Here is an 18,382-nt window from a genome sequence, read left to right on the forward strand (position 1 = left end):
CCACGCGGCTCAGGCGAGAGTCGCCTCGAGCGTGATCTCGATGCCCGCGAGAGCCTGGGACACCGGGCAACCGGTCTTCGCGCCCTCGGCGATCTCCTGGAACTTCTCCGCGGTCAGACCCGGCACGGTCGCGTTGACGTTGAGGTGGCTGCCGGTGATGCCGACGCCCGGCTTGAAGGTGACCGAGGCGCTGGTGTCGACGCGCTCCGGGGGCGTGCCGTTCTCGGTGAGCGCGTGCGAGAGCGCCATGCTGAAGCAGGAGGCATGGGCCGCGGCGATGAGCTCCTCCGGCGTCGTGGTCGTCTCGCTGCCCTCGCTGCGGGACTTCCAGTCGATCGGGAACGTCCCCAGATGCGAGGAGGAGAAGGCGACCGTGCCGGAACCCTCCGTGAGCGATCCGGTCCAGGTGGCGGCGGCTTCACTGGTGACGGGCATGGTTCCTCCGGTTCTGACGCCACCGGGGGAGCGGCGTCGCTTGCTCGTCAGCCTACCGAGCGACCGGGCCTTCGGGAACCGGCGTCAGGCGGCGCGGCGCGGTCGGCCGGTGAGCCCGACGCGCTGCAGCAGGAGGTAGAGCTGGCACCCGAGGCACAGTCCGAACACGGCGTTGAGGAAGGCAGCGAGGAACGCGGCGCCGGTGGCGATCGGAAGGGCCCACGGCACCCCGGCGAGGTGGAGCAGGAGGCCGAATCCCACGACGACGAGACCAACGCCCTGGGCGAACCGCGGGGGACGCGGATCCTCCAGCTCTGCGGGCGGCGCGAGGCGCGGACGGACGAGGCGGCGGTAGAGGACGCCCCACGGGGCGGTGGCGGGAGAGACGACGCCCCAGAGGAACAGGAGCGCGATCAGTGTGGCGAGGAGGAAGCCCGGGTCGAGGACACGCGCGACCGGCCCCGCGGCCGAGACCGCCCACCCGCCTCCTCCGATGAACGCGAACTCCGACGACGCCGTGAGCGCGAACCAGCCATCGGTGGTCCGCGCGGTGGAGATCCCGATGAGGGCCAGGAACGTCGCGACGGCGAGCAGGAGTGCGGTGATCCCGGCGGCGAAGCGGGGCCCGCGCGGATCGATTCCGGGGGGAGGGTTCATCATCTGCTCCAGACGGGGTCTCAGACGGCGGCGAGGGCGTGGGTCAGGCTCTCGCGAGCGGGTATGCCCGCGAACCGGGCCCTGACGCGCCCGGTGGCGTCGAGCACGAAGGTGGTCGGTGTCTGCAGCACACGGTAGCGCGCCGAGAGATCCGGGCGGTGCGTGAGATCGACCTCGATGTGCGCGAGGCCGGCGTCCTCGGACGCAAATGTGCCGAGAAGACGACGCACCTGGGGGCAGCGGGCGCAGGTCTCCGTGCTGAACTGCACGAGCGTCGCCGTGGCCCCCAGCACCGCGTCCTCCGCATCAGCGGGATCGAACCGCAGGTCGCCGCCGTCGCGGCGGCGACCCTCTCTCCCGCGGAGCACGAGCCCGACCACGGTGGCGAGCACCAGAAACGCGGCCAGGGCGGCGAAAGCGAGCGCGGGGGACATCCCTCGAGGCTAGAGCCGTGATCGCAGAAGCGTCGCGATGTTTCGGTCCGTGACGTGCGGATCGCGTCACGGCCACCGCCCCCGCCGGGAGCGGGGCGGGTATCCTGACAACCATGAGCGCCGCTGTCCCGACTCCGTACGAAGACCTGCTCCGCGACGTGCTCGAGACGGGCACGCACAAGAGCGATCGCACCGGGACCGGGACCACGAGCGTGTTCGGGCGGCAGATCCGCTTCGATCTCGCGCAGGGCTTCCCCCTCATCACCACGAAGCGCGTCCACTTCAAGTCCATCGCGTACGAGCTGCTCTGGTTTCTGCGTGGCGACTCCAACGTCCGGTGGCTTCAGGAGAACGGCGTCTCGATCTGGGACGAGTGGGCGGACGAGGACGGCGACCTCGGCCCGGTGTACGGCGTCCAGTGGCGGTCCTGGCCGACTCCCGACGGCGGCAGCATCGATCAGCTGACCGAGGTCATCGAGCAGATCCGGCGCTCACCCGACTCGCGGCGCCTGCTCGTCTCCGCCTGGAATCCCGCGGACATCCCGGACATGGCCCTCGCACCGTGCCACGCACTGTTCCAGTTCTACGTCGCCGACGGAAAGCTCTCCTGCCAGCTCTACCAGCGCAGCGCCGACATGTTCCTCGGCGTCCCCTTCAACATCGCCTCCTACGCGCTGCTGACGATGATGATCGCGCAGCAGGTGGGGCTGGAGCCCGGCGACTTCGTGTGGACCGGCGGGGACTGCCACGTCTACGACAACCACGTCGAGCAGGTGCGCGAGCAGCTCACGCGAGAGGCCTACCCGTACCCGACGCTGCGCTTCGCGCGGAAGCCGGAGTCGATCTTCGACTACCGGTTCGAGGACTTCGTCGTCGAGGACTACCAGCACCACGCACCGATCAGGGCGGCGGTGGCGGTATGACCTGGGTGGGGCTCATCTGGGCCGAGGCCGCCGGAGGCGTGATCGGCGCCGAGGGCGGCATGCCCTGGTACGTGCCGGAGGATCTGGCGCACTTCAAGGAGACCACGCAGGGCGCTCCGGTCGTCATGGGACGCAAGACCTGGGATTCGCTGCCCGAGCGATTCCGCCCCCTGCCCGGTCGCGACAACATCGTCGTGACCCGCCAGCAGGACTGGACGGCGGAGGGCGCCCGCCGTGCGTCCACGGTGTCCGAGGCCGTGCGCGGCCAGGAGAAGGTGTGGATCATCGGCGGTGCGGAGATCTTCCGTCAGGTGATCGCGGACGCCGACCGGCTCGAGGTCACGGAGCTCGACCTCACGGTCGACGGCGACACGTTCGCTCCGCCTAAGACCGGGTGGCGCGTGGTGGACGAGGGGGACTGGCAGACGTCCCGCACCGGCGTCCGGTATCGCTTCCTGAGGTACGAGCGCTGATGCCCACCGCACTGATCACCGGAGCCAGCGCGGGGCTGGGCGCCGAGTTCGCTCGTCAGCTGGCTCGTCGACGCGCCGACCTCGTGCTCGTGGCCCGCTCGGAGGAGTCGCTCTCGGCTCTCGCGGGGGAGTTGCGCGGCGAGTGGGGAGTGGCTGTCGAGGTGCTCCCGGCTGATCTGTCCGAGGAGGTCGGCGTCGAGCTCGTCGCGGCTCGGCTCCGTGATCGGGACGATCCGATCGACCTGCTCGTGAACAACGCCGGGTTCGGATTGCCGTTGCAGTTCGCCGACAACGACATCGAGGACGAGGTGCGGCATCTGCGTGTGCACGTCGAGGCCTCCATGCGCCTGATGCACGCGGCCCTGCAGACCATGCGGGGGCGGGGCGGTCGGATTATCAACGTCGCCTCGGTGGCCGGTTTCATCTCGCGGTCGACGTACTCCGCCTGCAAGGCCTGGCTCATCGACTTCAGCCGGTGGGCGAACACGGCCTACGGCCCGGACGGCGTGAGCGTGACGGCACTCTGTCCCGGTTTCACGCACACGTCCTTCCACGAGCGGATGGGTCTCGCGGTCGGCGAGGAGGGCGTGCCGACCTTCCTGTGGCTTGATGCCCGAGACGTCGTGCGCGAGGGGCTTCGCGACGCGGCGCGCGGCAAGGCCGTGTCCATCCCCTCCGTGCGTTACAAGGCCGTCGTTGCCGCGACGAAGGTGCTGCCCCGATCCCTCACCGCGGCGGTCGCCCGTCGGGGTCGGGTCTGACCCGCCGTCAGCGGAACCTCCCGAGACGGATCCCGGCGAGGGCGATGGCGGCGATCGTCTCGCCGTCCGTGATGCGGCCGTCGGCGATCATCCGCAGGACCTCGCTGAACGCCACCCACTCCACGGTGTCGATGCCCTCCTCCGCGCGGCTGTCGACCGCATCGTCGACGCGCTCGATCTCCCGGGCCAGGAAGACGTGCTCCGTGGCCTCCGCGACGCCGTCGAGCGCGTGCGTCGTACCCAGATGCTCCCACCGGAGCGCCCGGTACCCGGACTCCTCGAGGAGCTCGCGTTCCGCGGCGGCACGCGGGTCCTCGCCGTCGGTGCCGCCGGCGGGCACCTCGACGGACGGGCCGATCGTGTAGCGATCGACGGTGACCAGGCAGACCCGGTCGTCGGCGTCCATCGCGACGATGAACACCGCCGGGTTCCGCACCGTCATGACGCCGTAGACGCCCCGGCCACCCGGTCCGGTGACGTCGTCCTCGCGGACGCGGATCCAGGCGTTCTCGTAGGTCGTGCGTGAGGCGTGCGTGATCCAACCCATGGTGCGAGCCTACGACCGACAGGGGAGGAGGACCGGACGCGTCCGCGACAGCGGCATCCGACCCGATACGCTGGACGCATGACGCACTCGGGCAACCCCTTCGGACAGGTTCTCGTCGCGCTCGTCACTCCGATGACGGCCGACGGCGAAGTCGACTGGCCCGCCGTCGAGAAGCACATCGATGACGTGATCACCGCAGGCGCGGACGGCATCGTCGTGACGGGAACGACCGGCGAGACCTCGACTCTGACGGACCCGGAGAAGCTCAAGCTCGTCGAGGTCGGCAAGTCCGTCTCGTCGGGACGCGCGAAGATCATCACGGGTGGCGGATCGAACGAGACCGCGCATGCGATCGAGCTGTACAAGGCCAGCGAGAAGGCCGGCGCCGACGGCATCATGATCGTCACGCCGTACTACAACAAGCCGACGCAGGCGGGCATCCTCACGCACTTCCGGCTCGTCGCCGATGCGACCGACCTGCCGGTCATCCTGTACGACATCCCCGGGCGGACCGGTGTCCCGATCAAGTACGAGACGATCCTCCGGCTCGCCAAGCACCCGAACATCCTCGCCGTGAAGGATGCGAAGGGCGACTTCTCCGAGGTGAGCCGTGTGCTCAACCAGACCGACCTCATGTACTTCTCCGGTGACGACGCGAACGTGCTGCCGCACCTGTCGATCGGCGCGACCGGCCTCATCGGCGTGACGGCGAACGTCGCCGCCGCTCCGTACCGGACCATCATCGACGCGGTGAACCGGGGCGACCTCGCCACCGCGACCGCCGAGCACAAGCGACTGGAGCCGCTGGTCCGGGCCGTCATGACGCACGTCCCCGGCACGGTCGCCGCGAAGTACATCCTGCACGGGCTGGGCCGCATCTCCAGTCCGCGTGTCCGCCTTCCCCTCGTCGGCCCGGAGGAGTGGGAGGCCGCCCTCATCGAGGACGAGCTCGATCTCGTCAGCGGCGTGCCGGGGGCGGACTTCTCGAACTTCCGGCCCGACCGCAACGCGGCCGCGGGCGGCGCCCTGCCGAAGGTGCACGGCACGACGCGCTGAGCCGCGTCACCATGAACGAACGGACGCGTGGAGTGTCCGACTGAGGAGACAGCATGTCCATTCCCCTGGCCGAACCGTCCGCTCTCGACGAAGGGACGCTCCGGGTCATCCCGATCGGCGGCCTGGGGGAGATCGGTCGCAACATGACCGTGTTCGAGTACGCGGGCAAGATCCTCATCGTGGACTGCGGGGTGCTCTTCCCGGAGGAGCACCAGCCCGGCGTCGACCTCATCCTCCCGGACTTCGAGCCGATCCGTGACCGTCTCGACGACATCGTGGGCGTGGTGCTGACGCACGGGCACGAGGACCACATCGGGGCGGTTCCGTACCTGCTGCGGCTGAAGAGCGACATCCCGCTGATCGGCTCCGGACTGACGCTCGCCCTCGTCGAGGCGAAGCTGAAGGAGCACCGCATCAAGGCCTTCACCCTGACCGTGAAGGAAGGCCAGCACGAGAAGGTCGGGCCGTTCGACCTCGAGTTCGTCGCGGTGAACCACTCCATCCCGGACGCGCTGGCCGTCGCGATCCGCACCCCCGCGGGCATGGCCCTCGCCACCGGCGACTTCAAGATGGACCAGCTGCCCCTGGACGGCCGCATCACCGATCTGCGCGCGTTCTCGCGCCTGGGGGAGGAGGGCGTCGACCTCTTCCTCGTCGACTCCACCAACGCCGACGTCCCCGGCTTCACGCCCACGGAGCGCTCCATCGGCCCGGTCCTCGACCAGGTCATCGGCAAGGCTCCGCGCCGCGTGATCGTCGCGAGCTTCTCCAGCCACGTGCACCGCGTGCAGCAGGTGATCGACGCCGCGCACGCGCACGGGCGTCGGGTCGCGTTCCTCGGCCGCAGCATGGTCCGCAACATGACGATCGCGGAGCAGCTCGGCTACCTCAAGGTGCCGGCGGGCGTCCTGATCGACTTCAAGAAGGCACGCGACCTCCCGGACGAGCAGATCGTCTACATGTCGACCGGTTCTCAGGGCGAGCCGATGGCCGTGCTGAGCCGCATGGCCAACATGGACCACGCCATCGAGGTCAGCGAGGGCGACACCGTGATCCTGGCGTCGAGCCTCATCCCGGGCAACGAGAACGCCGTCTACCGCGTCATCGACGGGCTCACGAAGCTGGGCGCGAACGTCGTGCACAAGGCCAACGCGCGGGTGCACGTGTCGGGGCACGCCGCGGCCGGCGAGCTGCTCTACTGCTACAACATCCTCAAGCCGAAGAACGTCCTCCCTGTCCACGGGGAGTACCGGCACCTGATCGCCAACGCCAAGCTCGCCCAGGACACCGGGATCCCCGAGCAGAACACGATCATCGCCTCCAACGGCACCGTCATCGACCTGAAAGACGGCGTCGCCCGGGTGGCCGGGCAGCTCGACCTCGGGTTCGTCTACGTCGACGGCTCGACCGTCGGCGAGATCACCGATGCCGATCTCAAGGACCGCCGCATCCTCGGCGAGGAGGGGTTCATCTCGGTCATCGTCGTCGTGGATGCCGCGACCGGGCGCATCATCTCGGGGCCGGAGATCCACGCGCGCGGCGTCGCCGAGGACGACGCCGTGTTTGACGACGTCGCTCCGAAGATCGTCGCCGCGCTGAAGGAGGCGTCCGGCAACGGTGTGCGCGACACGCACGCGCTGTCGCAGGTCGTCCGTCGGACGATCGGCCGCTGGGTGAACCAGAAGCTGCGTCGGCGCCCGATGATCGTCCCTCTCGTCATCGAGGCCTGACCCTCCGATCACGGCGTGCCGTCGCGCGCCGTGATCGTCGAGTTCCGCGTGGTGACGCGGAGATGTCGGTCGCGGGTCGTACCGTGGAGGCATGGCCAGGAGCAGCACCAAGACCGAGCGCGCCTCGACGAGCGCCCCGTCGCGCCCCAAGCGGCAGGCGGCTCCGAAGGCGCAGCCCGCACCCAAGAAGTACATCGACGAGGCGGACAAGCCGCCCGTCGCCGCGCGCGCATGGAACGGGCTCGCGCACGGCGTCGGCGGACTCTTCCGGGCCTTCGGGCCGGAGACGCTGCAGAAGGACGACCGCAGGGACGGATTCCCGTTCCTGCTGGTGATCCTGGCGGCGCTCGGTGCCGTCAACGAGTGGTTCTTCATCGGCAACGAGGTCGCCGCGAACATCAGCGCCTACTCGGTGGGGCTCTTCGTCGGTCGGGTGGCCTTCATCATGCCGGTGCTGCTGCTCCTCCTGGCGGGATGGCTGTTCCGGCATCCGTCGTCCGTGCACGACAACGGGCGCATCGGTATCGGCTTCGGGATGTTCGTGCTCGCTCTGGCGGGGATCTTCCACGTCGCCGGCCCTCGTCCCCACCCGAACCAGGGCATGCCGGCGCTGAGCGAGTCCGGTGGCCTGCTCGGGTGGCTCGTGGGCCAGCCCCTGACGTACCTGACCGACATCCCGGCCTACATCATCCTCGGGCTGCTCGCCGCCCTCAGCATCCTCATCCTCACGAAGACCCCGCCGAACCGCATCGGTGCGCGCCTGGGAGACCTCTACGCGTGGATGTTCGACGCCGAGCGCCCGGAGAAGCCGGCGAAGGACTCCTCGGCCGCGGTCGACGAGGCCGACAAGGTCGACGACCCGGACGTACTGCCCTGGTGGCGACGCAACAAGACCGGTCGCGAGGAAGACCCCGACGAGGGCACGCTCGCGTCCGACGACATCACCGCGCTCCTGTCGACCACGGAGGCCACCCCCGCATACGACCAGGCCGTGACGGTGGCGAACCCGTACGACGCGGCGACCGAGGTGCTCAGCGACGTGCGCTCCGTGACCGACGCGCTCGCGGAGCAGCAGACAACCGCGCTGCTGGACGACGAGTCGGACACCGGCGAGATGCCGGAGCTGCCCGGACTGGACGGCTTCGGCACCGAGGGCCCCGGCGACCGCGGTCCGCAGGCCCCCGTGGCCCCCTACATCCTCCCGTCGCCGGGTGTGCTGTCCGAGGGACCGCCCTCGGTGGCCCGCTCGGAGGCGAACGACCGCATCGTCGAGCAGATCACCAGCGTCCTCGACCAGTTCAAGGTCGACGCCAAGGTCACCGGCTTCTCCCGCGGTCCGACGGTCACGCAGTACGAGGTCGAGGTCGGCCACGGCGTCAAGGTCGAGAAGATACTGCAGCTCAGCAACAACTTCGCCTATGCGGTCGCCTCCAACGACGTGCGCATCCTCTCGCCGATCCCCGGCAAGAGCGCGATCGGCATCGAGATCCCGAACACCGACCGCGAGACGGTCGCCCTCGGCGACGTGCTGCGGTCGGCGGCCGCGCAGAAGAGCACGCACCCGCTCACGATCGGCGTCGGCAAGGACGTCGGCGGCAACTTCGTCGTCGCCAACCTCGCGAAGATGCCGCACCTCCTGGTGGCGGGCTCGACGGGGTCCGGTAAGTCCAGCTTCGTGAACTCGATGATCACCAGCCTGCTCATGCGGGCGCGCCCGTCCGACGTGCGCATGGTCCTCATCGACCCGAAGCGTGTGGAGCTGACGAGCTACGCCGGTGTCCCGCACCTGATCACCCCCATCATCACGAACCCGAAGAAGGCCGCCGAGGCGCTGCAGTGGGTCGTGAAGGAGATGGACATGCGGTACGACGACCTCGCGTCGTTCGGCTTCCGCCACATCGACGACTTCAACCGCGCCGTGCGTTCGGGGGAGGTGGAGGTGCCCCCGGGCAGCGAACGGGTGCTCAAGCCGTACCCGTACCTCCTCGTCGTGGTCGACGAGCTCGCGGACCTCATGATGGTCGCCCCGCGCGACGTCGAGGACTCGATCGTCCGCATCACGCAGCTCGCCCGCGCCTCCGGCATCCACCTGGTGCTCGCCACGCAGCGCCCGAGCGTCGACGTCGTCACCGGCCTCATCAAGGCGAACGTGCCGTCCCGTCTCGCGTTCGCGGTCACGAGCGTCACCGACAGCCGCGTGATCCTCGACAGCCCCGGCGCCGACAAGCTCATCGGACAGGGTGATGCGCTCTTCTCGCCCATGGGCTCGTCGAAGCCGTTCCGACTGCAGGGTGCGTGGGTCGACGAGAAGGAGATCGACGCGGTCGTCAAGCACGTCACGCGTCAGGCGCGTCCCGAGTACCGTGCCGACGTCCAGGAGGCGATGGAGCCGGCGAAGAAGAAGGAGGTCGACGAGGACATCGGCGACGACCTCGAGCTCCTGCTCGCGGCGGCCGAGCTCATCGTCTCCTCGCAGTTCGGATCGACGTCGATGCTGCAGCGCAAGCTGCGGGTCGGCTTCGCCAAGGCCGGACGCCTCATGGATCTCCTCGAGTCGCGCGAGGTCGTCGGTCCCTCGGAGGGCTCGAAGGCGCGCGATGTGCTCGCGACCCCCGAGCAGTTGCCGCAGGTCATGGCGAAGCTCCGCGGCGAAGACGTTCCGTCGGCTCCTGCGGCTCCGGCTGCGCCCGCCGCCGCAGCGGTGCCGCCGGCCGAACGGGACCCGTTGGAGGCGCAGTACGACGGCCTGCCGGTCGTCGAAGCGGAGGGCGACGAAGACGCCTGGGGCCTGACGGGACGCGATTGATGGCGATCCCTCGGCAGCTCCCCAACGCCATCACGGTGGTGCGCATCCCGCTCGCCGTGGTGTTCTTCGTCCTCCTGCTCGTCGGCGGGGCGTACGGCCTCGCCGATCTCACCGTGCGCTGGATCGCCGCCGTCCTCTTCATCGTCGCCATCTCGACCGACTGGGTCGACGGCTACCTCGCACGTCGCTACGACATCGTCAGCGACTTCGGCAAGCTCTGGGATCCGATCGCGGACAAGCTCCTCACCGGCGCCGGATTCGTCGGGTTGGCGATCCTGGGCGAGGTCTCCTGGTGGATCGTCGTGATCATCCTCGTCCGCGAGTGGGGGATCACCATCCACCGGCTGGTCGTCGCGAGCGAGCACGTTGTCGCGGCCGCCTGGATGGGCAAGATCAAGACGGCCTTCCAGGGCGTCGCCCTCGGCTGGGCTCTCCTGCCGCTGCACGTGTTCATCGGGCTCGGCCCGTGGACCGTCGTGACGACCGTCCTCATGGTCATCGTGCTCGTGCTCACCGTCGTCAGCGGGATCGACTACATCGTCGCGCAGGTGCGCGGCGCGCGTCAGAGCCGATGAGCGGCACGACGCCGGCCGAGGCTCTGGAAGCTCTGCGTGAGCGCGGCTGGACCCTCGGTGTCGCGGAGTCGCTCACCGGCGGTGCGGTGTGCGCGGCGCTCGTCGCGGTTCCCGGCGCCTCCGCGGTGCTCCTCGGCGGCATCGTCGCCTACGCCACCCCCGTCAAGCACACGCTGCTCGACGTCGACACCGACCTGCTGGAGCGATACGGGCCGGTGCACCCGGAGGTCGCGCGGCAGATGGCTGCCGGAGTGCGCGACGCCGTCGCGGTGGATGGTCTCCCCGCCGATGTCGGGGTGTCCACCACGGGGATCGCGGGCCCGGAGTCCCCGGATGGGCAGCCCGTGGGCACCGTCCACATCGGCGTGGTCACCCCGACGGTGAGCCGGACCCGACCGTTCCACTTCGAGGGGGACCGCGACGCGGTGCGAGCGCAGGCGGTCGCGGCAGTCCTCGATGTGCTGGCCGCTGCGCTGCGGGAATAGCGACTCCCCGCGTCATGTTGATACGGATGTGCTCACATTTAAACCACAGAGTGCAAGGGTAGATTCTGTGCAAGCCAGGAGGACTAGACTGGCCGTCTCTTCGAGGGAGACCTCGATTCACGAACTGCGGAGGAGGTTCCGATGATTCTTGTACGACAGGAGATCGGCGACGTGCTGAGGGACTTCCGTCTGCAGAAGGGGCGGACGCTCCGGCAGGTCGCGAGCAAGGCATCCGTCGCTCTCGGTTATCTCAGTGAGGTCGAGCGCGGACAGAAGGAGGCCTCGAGCGAGATCCTCGCCTCGGTGGCAGAGGCGCTCGACGTCCCCATCTCCACGATCATGCGCGAGGTCGGGGACCGCATTTCGGTGCTCGAAGGCATCCAGGTCTTCCCGGACGTCGTTCCGGACGACCTGGTCGCGTCCGTGGAGCCCGAGCTCTCGCTCCGCTGACACGCGGAGATCACCCTTATGCGACGCAGTGAGTTCCTGCGCGCCGTCGACGCCGAGTTCCATACCCGAGCCTCTTCTCTGGTGAATGACCTCGTGCTCTCCGGCATGGGGGGACGAACGGCGCTCGAGGCTCTCGAAGCCGGGGTACCTCCGCGCGACATCTGGCTCGCGCTCTGCGCCGACATGGATGTCCCCGAATCCCGTCGCCACGGCGTGGGGCGTCTGGAGCCGCGCGGCCGGTGACGGCGGCTTCCCGGGTGTGCGGAAGTCCGACACGCCGGACCGGCGTGTTGTCGAAAATCTGTTCGAACCAGGCGTAGTCTTCTGCACAAGTGGTCAGACGGTTCTGGTCCCCACGATCCGCGGCTCCTCGACGCAATGTCGGAGGCCCGCCGTACCGTGAGGTCCAGGCTGAAAAGCCATACGCCTTGTCGGAGAGTTCCTTCCGCCGGAAGAGCCGCGACAGCCTACAGGCGGCAGCACACGCGCAGAAGGAGCACACCATGCCATCACCCGCCGACCGCGAGAAGTCCCTCGAGACCGCCCTCGCCCAGATCGACCGCCAGTTCGGAAAGGGCTCGGTCATGCGGCTGGGCAGCGATGAGCGTGCCCCTGTGGCCGTCATCCCCACCGGCTCCATCGCCCTTGACGTCGCCCTCGGCGTGGGAGGTCTGCCGCGTGGCCGCATCGTCGAGATCTACGGCCCGGAGTCCTCGGGTAAGACGACGCTGACGCTGCACGCCATCGCCAACGCCCAGCGGGCCGGCGGTATCGCGGCATTCATCGACGCGGAGCACGCGCTCGACCCCGACTACGCCGCGAAGCTCGGCGTCGACATCGACGCCCTTCTCGTCTCGCAGCCCGACACGGGTGAGCAGGCTCTCGAGATCGCCGACATGCTCGTGCGCTCCGGTGCCATCGACCTCATCGTCGTCGACTCGGTGGCGGCCCTGGTGCCGCGTGCGGAGATCGAGGGCGAGATGGGAGACTCCCACGTGGGTCTCCAGGCCCGCCTCATGTCGCAGGCGCTGCGGAAGCTCACCGGTGGTCTGAACCAGACGAACACGACGATGATCTTCATCAACCAGCTGCGCGAGAAGATCGGCGTGTTCTTCGGCTCCCCGGAGACCACTGCCGGTGGTAAGGCGCTGAAGTTCTACGCCTCCGTGCGTATGGACATCCGCCGCATCGAGACGCTCAAGGACGGCACGGACGCCGTGGGTAACCGCACCCGCGTCAAGATCGTCAAGAACAAGATGGCCCCGCCCTTCAAGCAGGCGGAGTTCGACATCCTCTACGGCGTCGGCATCTCCCGCGAGGGCAGCCTGATCGACTTCGGCGTCGAGCACGGCATCGTCAAGAAGTCGGGATCGTGGTACACCTACGACGGCGACCAGCTGGGCCAGGGCAAGGAGAACGCGCGCACGTTCCTGCTCAACAACGCCGACATCGCCCTGGCGATCGAGAGTCAGATCAAGCAGAAGCTCGGTATCGGCGGCCCGGCCGCGGCTCCGGGAGCTGATGAGCTGGCCGAGCGTCGCCCGGCCTGATGAGTGACCAGCGTGGGGGCGATTCCGAGCGGATCGCCCCCATCATCCCTCTCTTCGGCGGACCCACGCGTGCGGAGCATCCGGCCGCAGGCGGTGCAGACGAGTCGTCGTCCGCGCCGCCTGCGCGGTCGGGGCCGCCCGCGGACGGGGCGGGACTCTGGCGCTCGACGTGGCACGAGCCCGCGTCGGCAGGGTCCCCGTCGGTCGACGACGGTTCTCCCAGCGCGAGGCACCCCGCCCGGGGTGCCGCGGCGCGGGCCGCTTCCCGAGGCGGGAAGACCACCACATTGCGCGCCGTCGGCGATGCGTCCCGATCGCCCGGAGGGGGCGAGAGCGCGGAGAACGGCCCCTCGGCGGCGGAGATCCGAGCGACGGCGGAGGAATCGTTGGTGCGGAAGCTCCGCACGCGGTCGCTGTCCGTCTCCGAGGCCCGGCTGGTGTTGAAAGGGCACGGGCTTGCGACGGACGCCGTCGAAGACGTGGTCGACGACTTCGTACGGCGCGGATACCTCGACGACGCCGTGCTCGCCGAGCTCCTCGTCACGTCCGGCGTCGAACGCAAGGGCCAGGGGCGGGTCGCGCTGTCTCGAGCGCTCGCGCAGCGGGGCATTCCTCGTGACGTCATCGACGCCGCGCTCGACGAGCTGCCCGACGACGATGCGGAGCGGGCACTGGAGTTCGCCCGGACCAAAGCGCGTTCGATGGGACGCCTCGACCCCGACGCGGCGCTCCGCCGGTTGGTCGGGCAGCTGTCGCGCCGCGGGTACGGGGGATCGGTCGCCATGAACGCGGCGAAGACGGCGCTGCGGGAAGCCTCGTTCGGCGGGGGCGTCTCCGGCGTCCGGTTCGTGGATTCCGACTGACGGTTCGCACGCGATCTGCTCTCGGCGACGCTCGTACAATGGGAGCATCATGACTATCCCCCGCAGTGAACCGACGATCATCAGCGCGTCGTCGGCGGCCGTCGACGATGACGGGCGCCAGCGATCCTACGAAGTGCGCACCTTCGGCTGCCAGATGAACGTCCACGACTCCGAGCGTCTGTCCGGATCCCTGGAGAGCGCTGGCTACATCCGCGCCGAGGCCGGAGCCGAGGCCGACGTGGTGATCATCAACACCTGCGCCGTCCGGGACAACGCCGCCGGGAAGCTCTACGGGACGCTCGGGCACCTGGCCGCCGTCAAGCGCCGCAAGGCCGGGATGCAGATCGCCGTCGGCGGCTGCCTGGCGCAGATGGACAAGCAGGCCGTGCTCGACAAGGCCCCCTGGGTCGACGTGGTCTTCGGCACGCACAACATGGGATCCTTGCCCGGCCTCTTGGAGCGCGCGCGCCACAACGGTGACGCCGAACTCGAGATCCTCGAGTCCCTCGAGGTCTTCCCGTCGACGCTTCCCACCAAGCGCGACTCCGCGCACAGCGGCTGGGTGTCGATCTCCGTCGGCTGCAACAACACCTGCACCTTCTGCATCGTCCCGAGCCTCCGGGGCAAGGAGAAGGACCGTCGCCCGGGCGACATCCTCAACGAGATCCGTCTGCTGGTGGAGGACGGCGCCATCGAGGTGACGCTCCTCGGGCAGAACGTGAACTCCTACGGGGTGGAGTTCGGGGATCGTCAGGCGTTCGGAAAGCTCCTCCGCGCCGCCGGCGAGATCGAGGGGCTCGAGCGCATCCGCTTCACGAGCCCGCATCCCGCCGCCTTCACAGACGACGTGATCGACGCGATGGCGGAGACGCCCGCCGTCATGCCGCAGCTCCACATGCCGCTGCAGTCGGGGAGCGACCGGATCCTCAAGGCGATGCGTCGCTCCTACCGCAGCGAGCGCTTCCTGGGCATCCTGGACCGCGTCCGCGAGCGCATCCCGCACGCGGCCATCACGACCGACATCATCGTCGGCTTCCCCGGCGAGACCGAGGAGGACTTCGAGGACACGATGCGCGTCGTCGAGCAGTCGCGCTTCTCCGGAGCCTTCACCTTCCAGTACTCGATCCGCGAAGGCACCCCTGCGGCCACGATGCCGGACCAGGTGCCCAAGGACGTCGTGCAGGCTCGCTATGACCGGCTGATCGCGCTCCAGGAGCGCATCTCGCTCGAGGAGAACCAGAAGCAGGTCGGCCGGGAGGTCGAGGTTCTCGTGTCCACGGGCGAAGGCAAGAAGGACACGGAGACGCGTCGCCTGACCGGGCGGGCGCAGGACAACCGGCTCGTGCACTTCGAGGTCACTCCCGGGTCCGAGCTGCCGCGCCCAGGGGATGTCGTCACGGTGACGGTGACGCACGCCGCGCCGTTCCACCTCCTCGCCGACGACCCGACGGGTGCCCCGCTCCGCATCCGTCGGACGCGTGGTGGCGACGCCTGGGATCGGGGACAGGCCGAGTCGTGCGCCGTGCCGGCACCGAGCGACGGCGCTCCGCGCGCCGTCTCCCTCGGCCTGCCGACCCTCCGCGTCGGAGTGTGACCGCGCCTCGGCTCTGGGCCGTCGTCGGCGCGACCGGCACGGGGAAGAGCGATCTGGCGCTCGATCTCGCCGAGGAGCTCCGGCGGCGCGGCAACCCGGCGGAGATCGTCAACGCCGACGCTATGCAGCTCTACCGCGGCATGGACATCGGCACCGCGAAGCTGTCGGTCGCCGAACGTCGCGGCATTCCGCACCACCTCTTCGACGCGCGAGAGGTGACGCAGGACGCTGCCGTGGCCTGGTATCAGCCGCTCGCACGAGAGGCCGTGCAGCAGATCCACGCGGCGGGAGGGGACGCGATCCTCGTCGGTGGATCGGGACTCTACGTGTCGAGCGTCGTCTACGAGTTCCACTTCCCGCCCCGGGACCCCGCCATCCGCGAGCGTCTCGAGCAGGAACTCGATCGCGAGGGTGTCGGGTCCCTGCTCCAGCGGTTGCGTGAGCGTGATCCGGGGGTCGCGGCCCGAGTGGACCCGCGCAACGGGAGACGCGTGATCCGCGCGCTCGAGATCATCGAGCAGGGGAGCGCGACGCATGGTGCCGTCCTCCCCGAGACGCCGACGCTCTGGTATCCGCACACGCGTCTGATCGGGCTGCACGTGGATCGGGGCGAACTCGTCGCCCGCCTCGATGCGCGTGTGCGTCGGATGTGGGAGCACGGCCTGGTGGCCGAGGTCGCCGGGCTGCGGGACCGCGGTCTGGAGCGCGGGACGACAGCCCCGCGGGCGATCGGATACGCACAGGCGCTCGCACAGCTGGACGGTCGCTCCACCGCCGAAGAGGCGATCGCCGAGACGCAGGCTCTCACGCGACGCTATGCACGTCGACAGGTGTCGTGGTTCAAGCGCTACCCGGAGCTGGAGTGGGTGACGCCACCCGTGGCCGTCGCCGACCTGTTGCGGGACTGACCGCGATGTCGGTGGCCCGTGCGAGCATGCGCGTATGGCCACTCACTACTTCACCGCGTCCAGCCTGGACGGCTTCATCGCCACTGCCGAGCACTCCCTGGACTGGCTGCTGAGCCAGGACATCGACATGGAGGGTCCGATGGCGTACCCCGCCTTCGAGAAGAGCATCGGTGCGCTGGTGATGGGGGCATCCACGTTCGAGTGGGTCATGCGCCATGAGGAGGGCCGCTGGACGTACACGCAGCCCACGTGGGTGCTGTCGCATCGTGACCTTGCGGTGCCGGCCGGGGCCGATGTCCGGGTGACGAGTGCCGACATCCGCGACGTGCACAGCGCGATGCTCGACGCCGCGGGTGGCAAGGATCTTTGGGTGGTCGGCGGGGGAGACCTCGCCGGGCAGTTCGCCGACGCGGGGCTGCTGGACGAGGTCTGGGTGCAGTACGCACCGGTGACCCTCGGGAGCGGCGCCCCGCTGTTGCCGCGGCGGCTCGATCTGGAACTGATCGAGGTGGCTCGCAACCGCAGCTTCCTCTGCGGGCGCTATCGCGTCGCACGGCCGGGCGCAGGGTCGTCGGCTCCCTAGACTGGTCCCATGGTCGCATTCACCAAGGGGCACGGTACCGGCAACGACTTCATCATCATCGCCGACCCCGACGGGCAGCTGGAGTTGACGGCGGAGCAGGTCGCCGTACTCTGCGATCGCCACTTCGGCATCGGCGCGGACGGCGTGCTGCGCGTCGTGCGCTCGTCCGCGATCCCGGAGGGTGCAGCCGCCCTGGCAGAAGAGCCGGATGCCGAATGGTTCATGGACTATCGCAACGCCGACGGCTCCGTCGCGGAGATGTGCGGGAACGGGATCCGGGTCTTCGCCCACTACCTCGTCCGCTCGGGTCTCGCGGCGATCGAGCCCGGCAGCACGCTCCCGATCGGCACCAGAGCCGGCGTCCGTGACGTCACCCGCAGCGTGAGCGGCTATCAGGTCGACCTCGGCGCGTGGAAGCTGTCGGGAGACGACCCGCTGGTGCGCGCGGACGGGCTGACCGTCACCCGTCCGGGACTGGGCATCGACGTCGGGAATCCGCACGTCGTGGTGGCACTGGCCTCGGACGCGGAGCTCGGACTGCTGGAACTCACCCGCACGCCCGAGCTGGAGCCGGCTCCGCCCGCGGGAGCCAACGTCGAGTTCGTGGTGCCCGGTGAGCCCCTCGTGCGCGACGGCATCGGGCACGTGCGGATGCGTGTCTTCGAGCGCGGCGTCGGCGAGACACTGAGCTGCGGGACGGGTGTCGCCGCCACGGCTCTCGCTGTGCGCTACTGGGCCGGCGCACAGGCCCCCGACAACTGGCAGGTCGAGGTTCCCGGCGGCACGCTCGGAGTTCGCATGTTCCCCGCCGAAGACGGGGAGCACGTCGCCCTGTCCGGGCCCGCGCAGCTCGTCTATCAGGGTGAGGTCGACCTCGTCTGAGGTCGCGGGGCGGACCTCTCAGACGAGGTCGATGGGCTCCGTCGGCGGTGTTCCGTGCTTGCGCACCTTGAGGATGCGGTACCCCTTGCCGGTCGCCGTCCGGAAGACGCTGTAGCCGGGCTGGAAGGTCGCCGCGATCCAGCGCTGCAGGGAGTCGGCGCCGAGGTTCCGCTGGACGACGAGCCACGCATCGCTGCGCTCGTCGAGCCTCGGGATCCACTTCTCGAGCAGACCGTGCAGCTCGTTCTTCCCCACCCGGATCGGGGGATTGGATCGGATCGTGCGGAAGGTCACGTCGGCGGGAACATCTTGGGGCAGTGCGGCGTTGACATTGGTGAGGCCGAGGGCTGCGGCGTTGCGACGCACGAGGTCCAGAGCCCGCTCGTTCACATCGACCGCCCAGACGGTCGCGTGCGGAGCGGCCAGCGCCATCGACAGGGAGATCGGCCCCCACCCGCTGCCGAGGTCGAGAAGATGACCTCCCGGCGGAACCGGAGGCATGTTGGCGAGAAGCACTGCGGTGCCGGCGTCGAGTCGATCCGGGCTGAAGACGCCACCCGCGGTGGTCACTTCGAGCTCACGTCCTGCCAGGGATACGCGGATCTTGCGCAGGTTCTCGGGGCTAGCCGGGGCCGCAGTGAAGTAGTGGTCGGACCCCATACGGTGAGCG

General features: G+C 69.3%; 21 protein-coding genes. 16 read left to right on the plus strand and 5 right to left on the minus strand.

Annotated elements, in window-relative coordinates:
- Window positions 1-9 precede the first annotated feature (9 nt).
- The 3 genes from B7W94_RS14575 to B7W94_RS14585 form a co-directional block, all read right to left on the minus strand.
- Complete coding sequence (locus tag B7W94_RS14575; RefSeq protein WP_085607318.1) at window positions 10-435, minus strand: OsmC family peroxiredoxin; 426 nt, start codon at window positions 433-435, stop codon at window positions 10-12.
- Window positions 436-519: 84 nt separating this feature from the next.
- Window positions 520-1,092, minus strand: a complete 573-nt coding sequence (locus B7W94_RS14580) for a DUF4395 domain-containing protein (RefSeq protein WP_085607410.1) — start codon at window positions 1,090-1,092, stop codon at window positions 520-522.
- Between the two features lie 20 nt (window positions 1,093-1,112).
- Window positions 1,113-1,526 carry a thioredoxin family protein gene (locus B7W94_RS14585; RefSeq protein WP_085607320.1) on the minus strand — a complete coding sequence of 138 codons (414 nt, stop codon included), beginning with the start codon at window positions 1,524-1,526 and terminating at the stop codon, window positions 1,113-1,115.
- Between the two features lie 113 nt (window positions 1,527-1,639).
- Here B7W94_RS14585 and B7W94_RS14590 point away from each other — a divergent pair, with 113 nt between their 5' ends.
- Genes B7W94_RS14590 through B7W94_RS14600 form a run of 3 tightly spaced genes read left to right on the plus strand, consistent with a single transcriptional unit; the run spans window position 1,640 to window position 3,683 of the window.
- Window positions 1,640-2,449, plus strand: coding sequence for a thymidylate synthase (locus B7W94_RS14590; RefSeq protein ID WP_085607322.1), 810 nt, complete (start codon window positions 1,640-1,642; stop codon window positions 2,447-2,449).
- Entirely contained in the window at window positions 2,446-2,922 is a 477-nt protein-coding gene (locus B7W94_RS14595; RefSeq protein ID WP_062634903.1) for a dihydrofolate reductase, read from the plus strand. The genes B7W94_RS14590 and B7W94_RS14595 overlap by 4 nt, the downstream gene beginning before the upstream one ends.
- Window positions 2,922-3,683 (plus strand): SDR family NAD(P)-dependent oxidoreductase, encoded by a 762-nt coding sequence (locus B7W94_RS14600; RefSeq protein ID WP_085607324.1) that lies wholly within the window; start codon window positions 2,922-2,924, stop codon window positions 3,681-3,683. Before B7W94_RS14595 ends, B7W94_RS14600 begins: the two co-directional genes overlap by 1 nt.
- Before the next feature lie 7 nt (window positions 3,684-3,690).
- Here B7W94_RS14600 and B7W94_RS14605 read toward each other — a convergent pair whose 3' ends face one another.
- Window positions 3,691-4,230, minus strand: a complete 540-nt coding sequence (locus B7W94_RS14605) for an NUDIX domain-containing protein (protein WP_025103221.1) — start codon at window positions 4,228-4,230, stop codon at window positions 3,691-3,693.
- Between the two features lie 78 nt (window positions 4,231-4,308).
- Between B7W94_RS14605 and dapA the strand changes: the two genes are divergently transcribed.
- From dapA to dapF, 13 genes are all read left to right on the plus strand, one after another.
- Complete coding sequence (dapA, locus tag B7W94_RS14610; RefSeq protein ID WP_085607326.1) at window positions 4,309-5,286, plus strand: 4-hydroxy-tetrahydrodipicolinate synthase; 978 nt, start codon at window positions 4,309-4,311, stop codon at window positions 5,284-5,286.
- Between the two features lie 53 nt (window positions 5,287-5,339).
- Window positions 5,340-7,016, plus strand: coding sequence for a ribonuclease J (locus tag B7W94_RS14615; RefSeq protein WP_025103223.1), 1,677 nt, complete (start codon window positions 5,340-5,342; stop codon window positions 7,014-7,016).
- Window positions 7,017-7,107: 91 nt separating this feature from the next.
- Complete coding sequence (locus B7W94_RS14620) at window positions 7,108-9,822, plus strand: FtsK/SpoIIIE family DNA translocase (RefSeq protein ID WP_085607328.1); 2,715 nt, start codon at window positions 7,108-7,110, stop codon at window positions 9,820-9,822.
- The gene (gene pgsA, locus B7W94_RS14625; RefSeq protein WP_085607330.1) at window positions 9,822-10,397 is read left to right on the plus strand and encodes a CDP-diacylglycerol--glycerol-3-phosphate 3-phosphatidyltransferase; all 576 of its coding nucleotides are present in this window, start codon (window positions 9,822-9,824) and stop codon (window positions 10,395-10,397) included. The genes B7W94_RS14620 and pgsA overlap by 1 nt, the downstream gene beginning before the upstream one ends.
- The gene (locus tag B7W94_RS14630; protein ID WP_085607332.1) at window positions 10,394-10,882 is read left to right on the plus strand and encodes a CinA family protein; all 489 of its coding nucleotides are present in this window, start codon (window positions 10,394-10,396) and stop codon (window positions 10,880-10,882) included. Before pgsA ends, B7W94_RS14630 begins: the two co-directional genes overlap by 4 nt.
- Before the next feature lie 141 nt (window positions 10,883-11,023).
- Window positions 11,024-11,332, plus strand: a complete 309-nt coding sequence (locus B7W94_RS14635) for a helix-turn-helix domain-containing protein (protein ID WP_025103227.1) — start codon at window positions 11,024-11,026, stop codon at window positions 11,330-11,332.
- Between the two features lie 18 nt (window positions 11,333-11,350).
- Window positions 11,351-11,575, plus strand: a complete 225-nt coding sequence (locus B7W94_RS14640) for a DUF3046 domain-containing protein (RefSeq protein WP_025103228.1) — start codon at window positions 11,351-11,353, stop codon at window positions 11,573-11,575.
- Window positions 11,576-11,835: 260 nt separating this feature from the next.
- Complete coding sequence (gene recA, locus B7W94_RS14645; protein ID WP_025103229.1) at window positions 11,836-12,882, plus strand: recombinase RecA; 1,047 nt, start codon at window positions 11,836-11,838, stop codon at window positions 12,880-12,882.
- A gap of 389 nt (window positions 12,883-13,271) precedes the next feature.
- Entirely contained in the window at window positions 13,272-13,745 is a 474-nt protein-coding gene (locus B7W94_RS18415) for a regulatory protein RecX (protein WP_231729436.1), read from the plus strand.
- 49 nt (window positions 13,746-13,794) lie between these two features.
- A complete protein-coding gene (miaB, locus tag B7W94_RS14655; RefSeq protein WP_060921069.1) occupies window positions 13,795-15,339 on the plus strand; it encodes a tRNA (N6-isopentenyl adenosine(37)-C2)-methylthiotransferase MiaB in 1,545 nt (514 codons plus the stop codon).
- The gene (miaA, locus tag B7W94_RS14660) at window positions 15,336-16,247 is read left to right on the plus strand and encodes a tRNA (adenosine(37)-N6)-dimethylallyltransferase MiaA (protein WP_025103232.1); all 912 of its coding nucleotides are present in this window, start codon (window positions 15,336-15,338) and stop codon (window positions 16,245-16,247) included. Before miaB ends, miaA begins: the two co-directional genes overlap by 4 nt.
- Window positions 16,248-16,281: 34 nt before the next feature.
- Window positions 16,282-16,830 (plus strand): dihydrofolate reductase family protein, encoded by a 549-nt coding sequence (locus tag B7W94_RS14665; protein WP_025103233.1) that lies wholly within the window; start codon window positions 16,282-16,284, stop codon window positions 16,828-16,830.
- A 9-nt stretch (window positions 16,831-16,839) separates the two neighbouring features.
- A complete protein-coding gene (gene dapF, locus B7W94_RS14670; RefSeq protein WP_085607334.1) occupies window positions 16,840-17,712 on the plus strand; it encodes a diaminopimelate epimerase in 873 nt (290 codons plus the stop codon).
- 18 nt (window positions 17,713-17,730) lie between these two features.
- Here dapF and B7W94_RS14675 read toward each other — a convergent pair whose 3' ends face one another.
- The gene (locus B7W94_RS14675; protein WP_025103235.1) at window positions 17,731-18,372 is read right to left on the minus strand and encodes a class I SAM-dependent methyltransferase; all 642 of its coding nucleotides are present in this window, start codon (window positions 18,370-18,372) and stop codon (window positions 17,731-17,733) included.
- Window positions 18,373-18,382: the final 10 nt, after the last annotated feature.

It is taken from the genome of Microbacterium sp. LEMMJ01 (genome assembly GCF_002114135.1).
Lineage (GTDB): Bacteria > Actinomycetota > Actinomycetes > Actinomycetales > Microbacteriaceae > Microbacterium.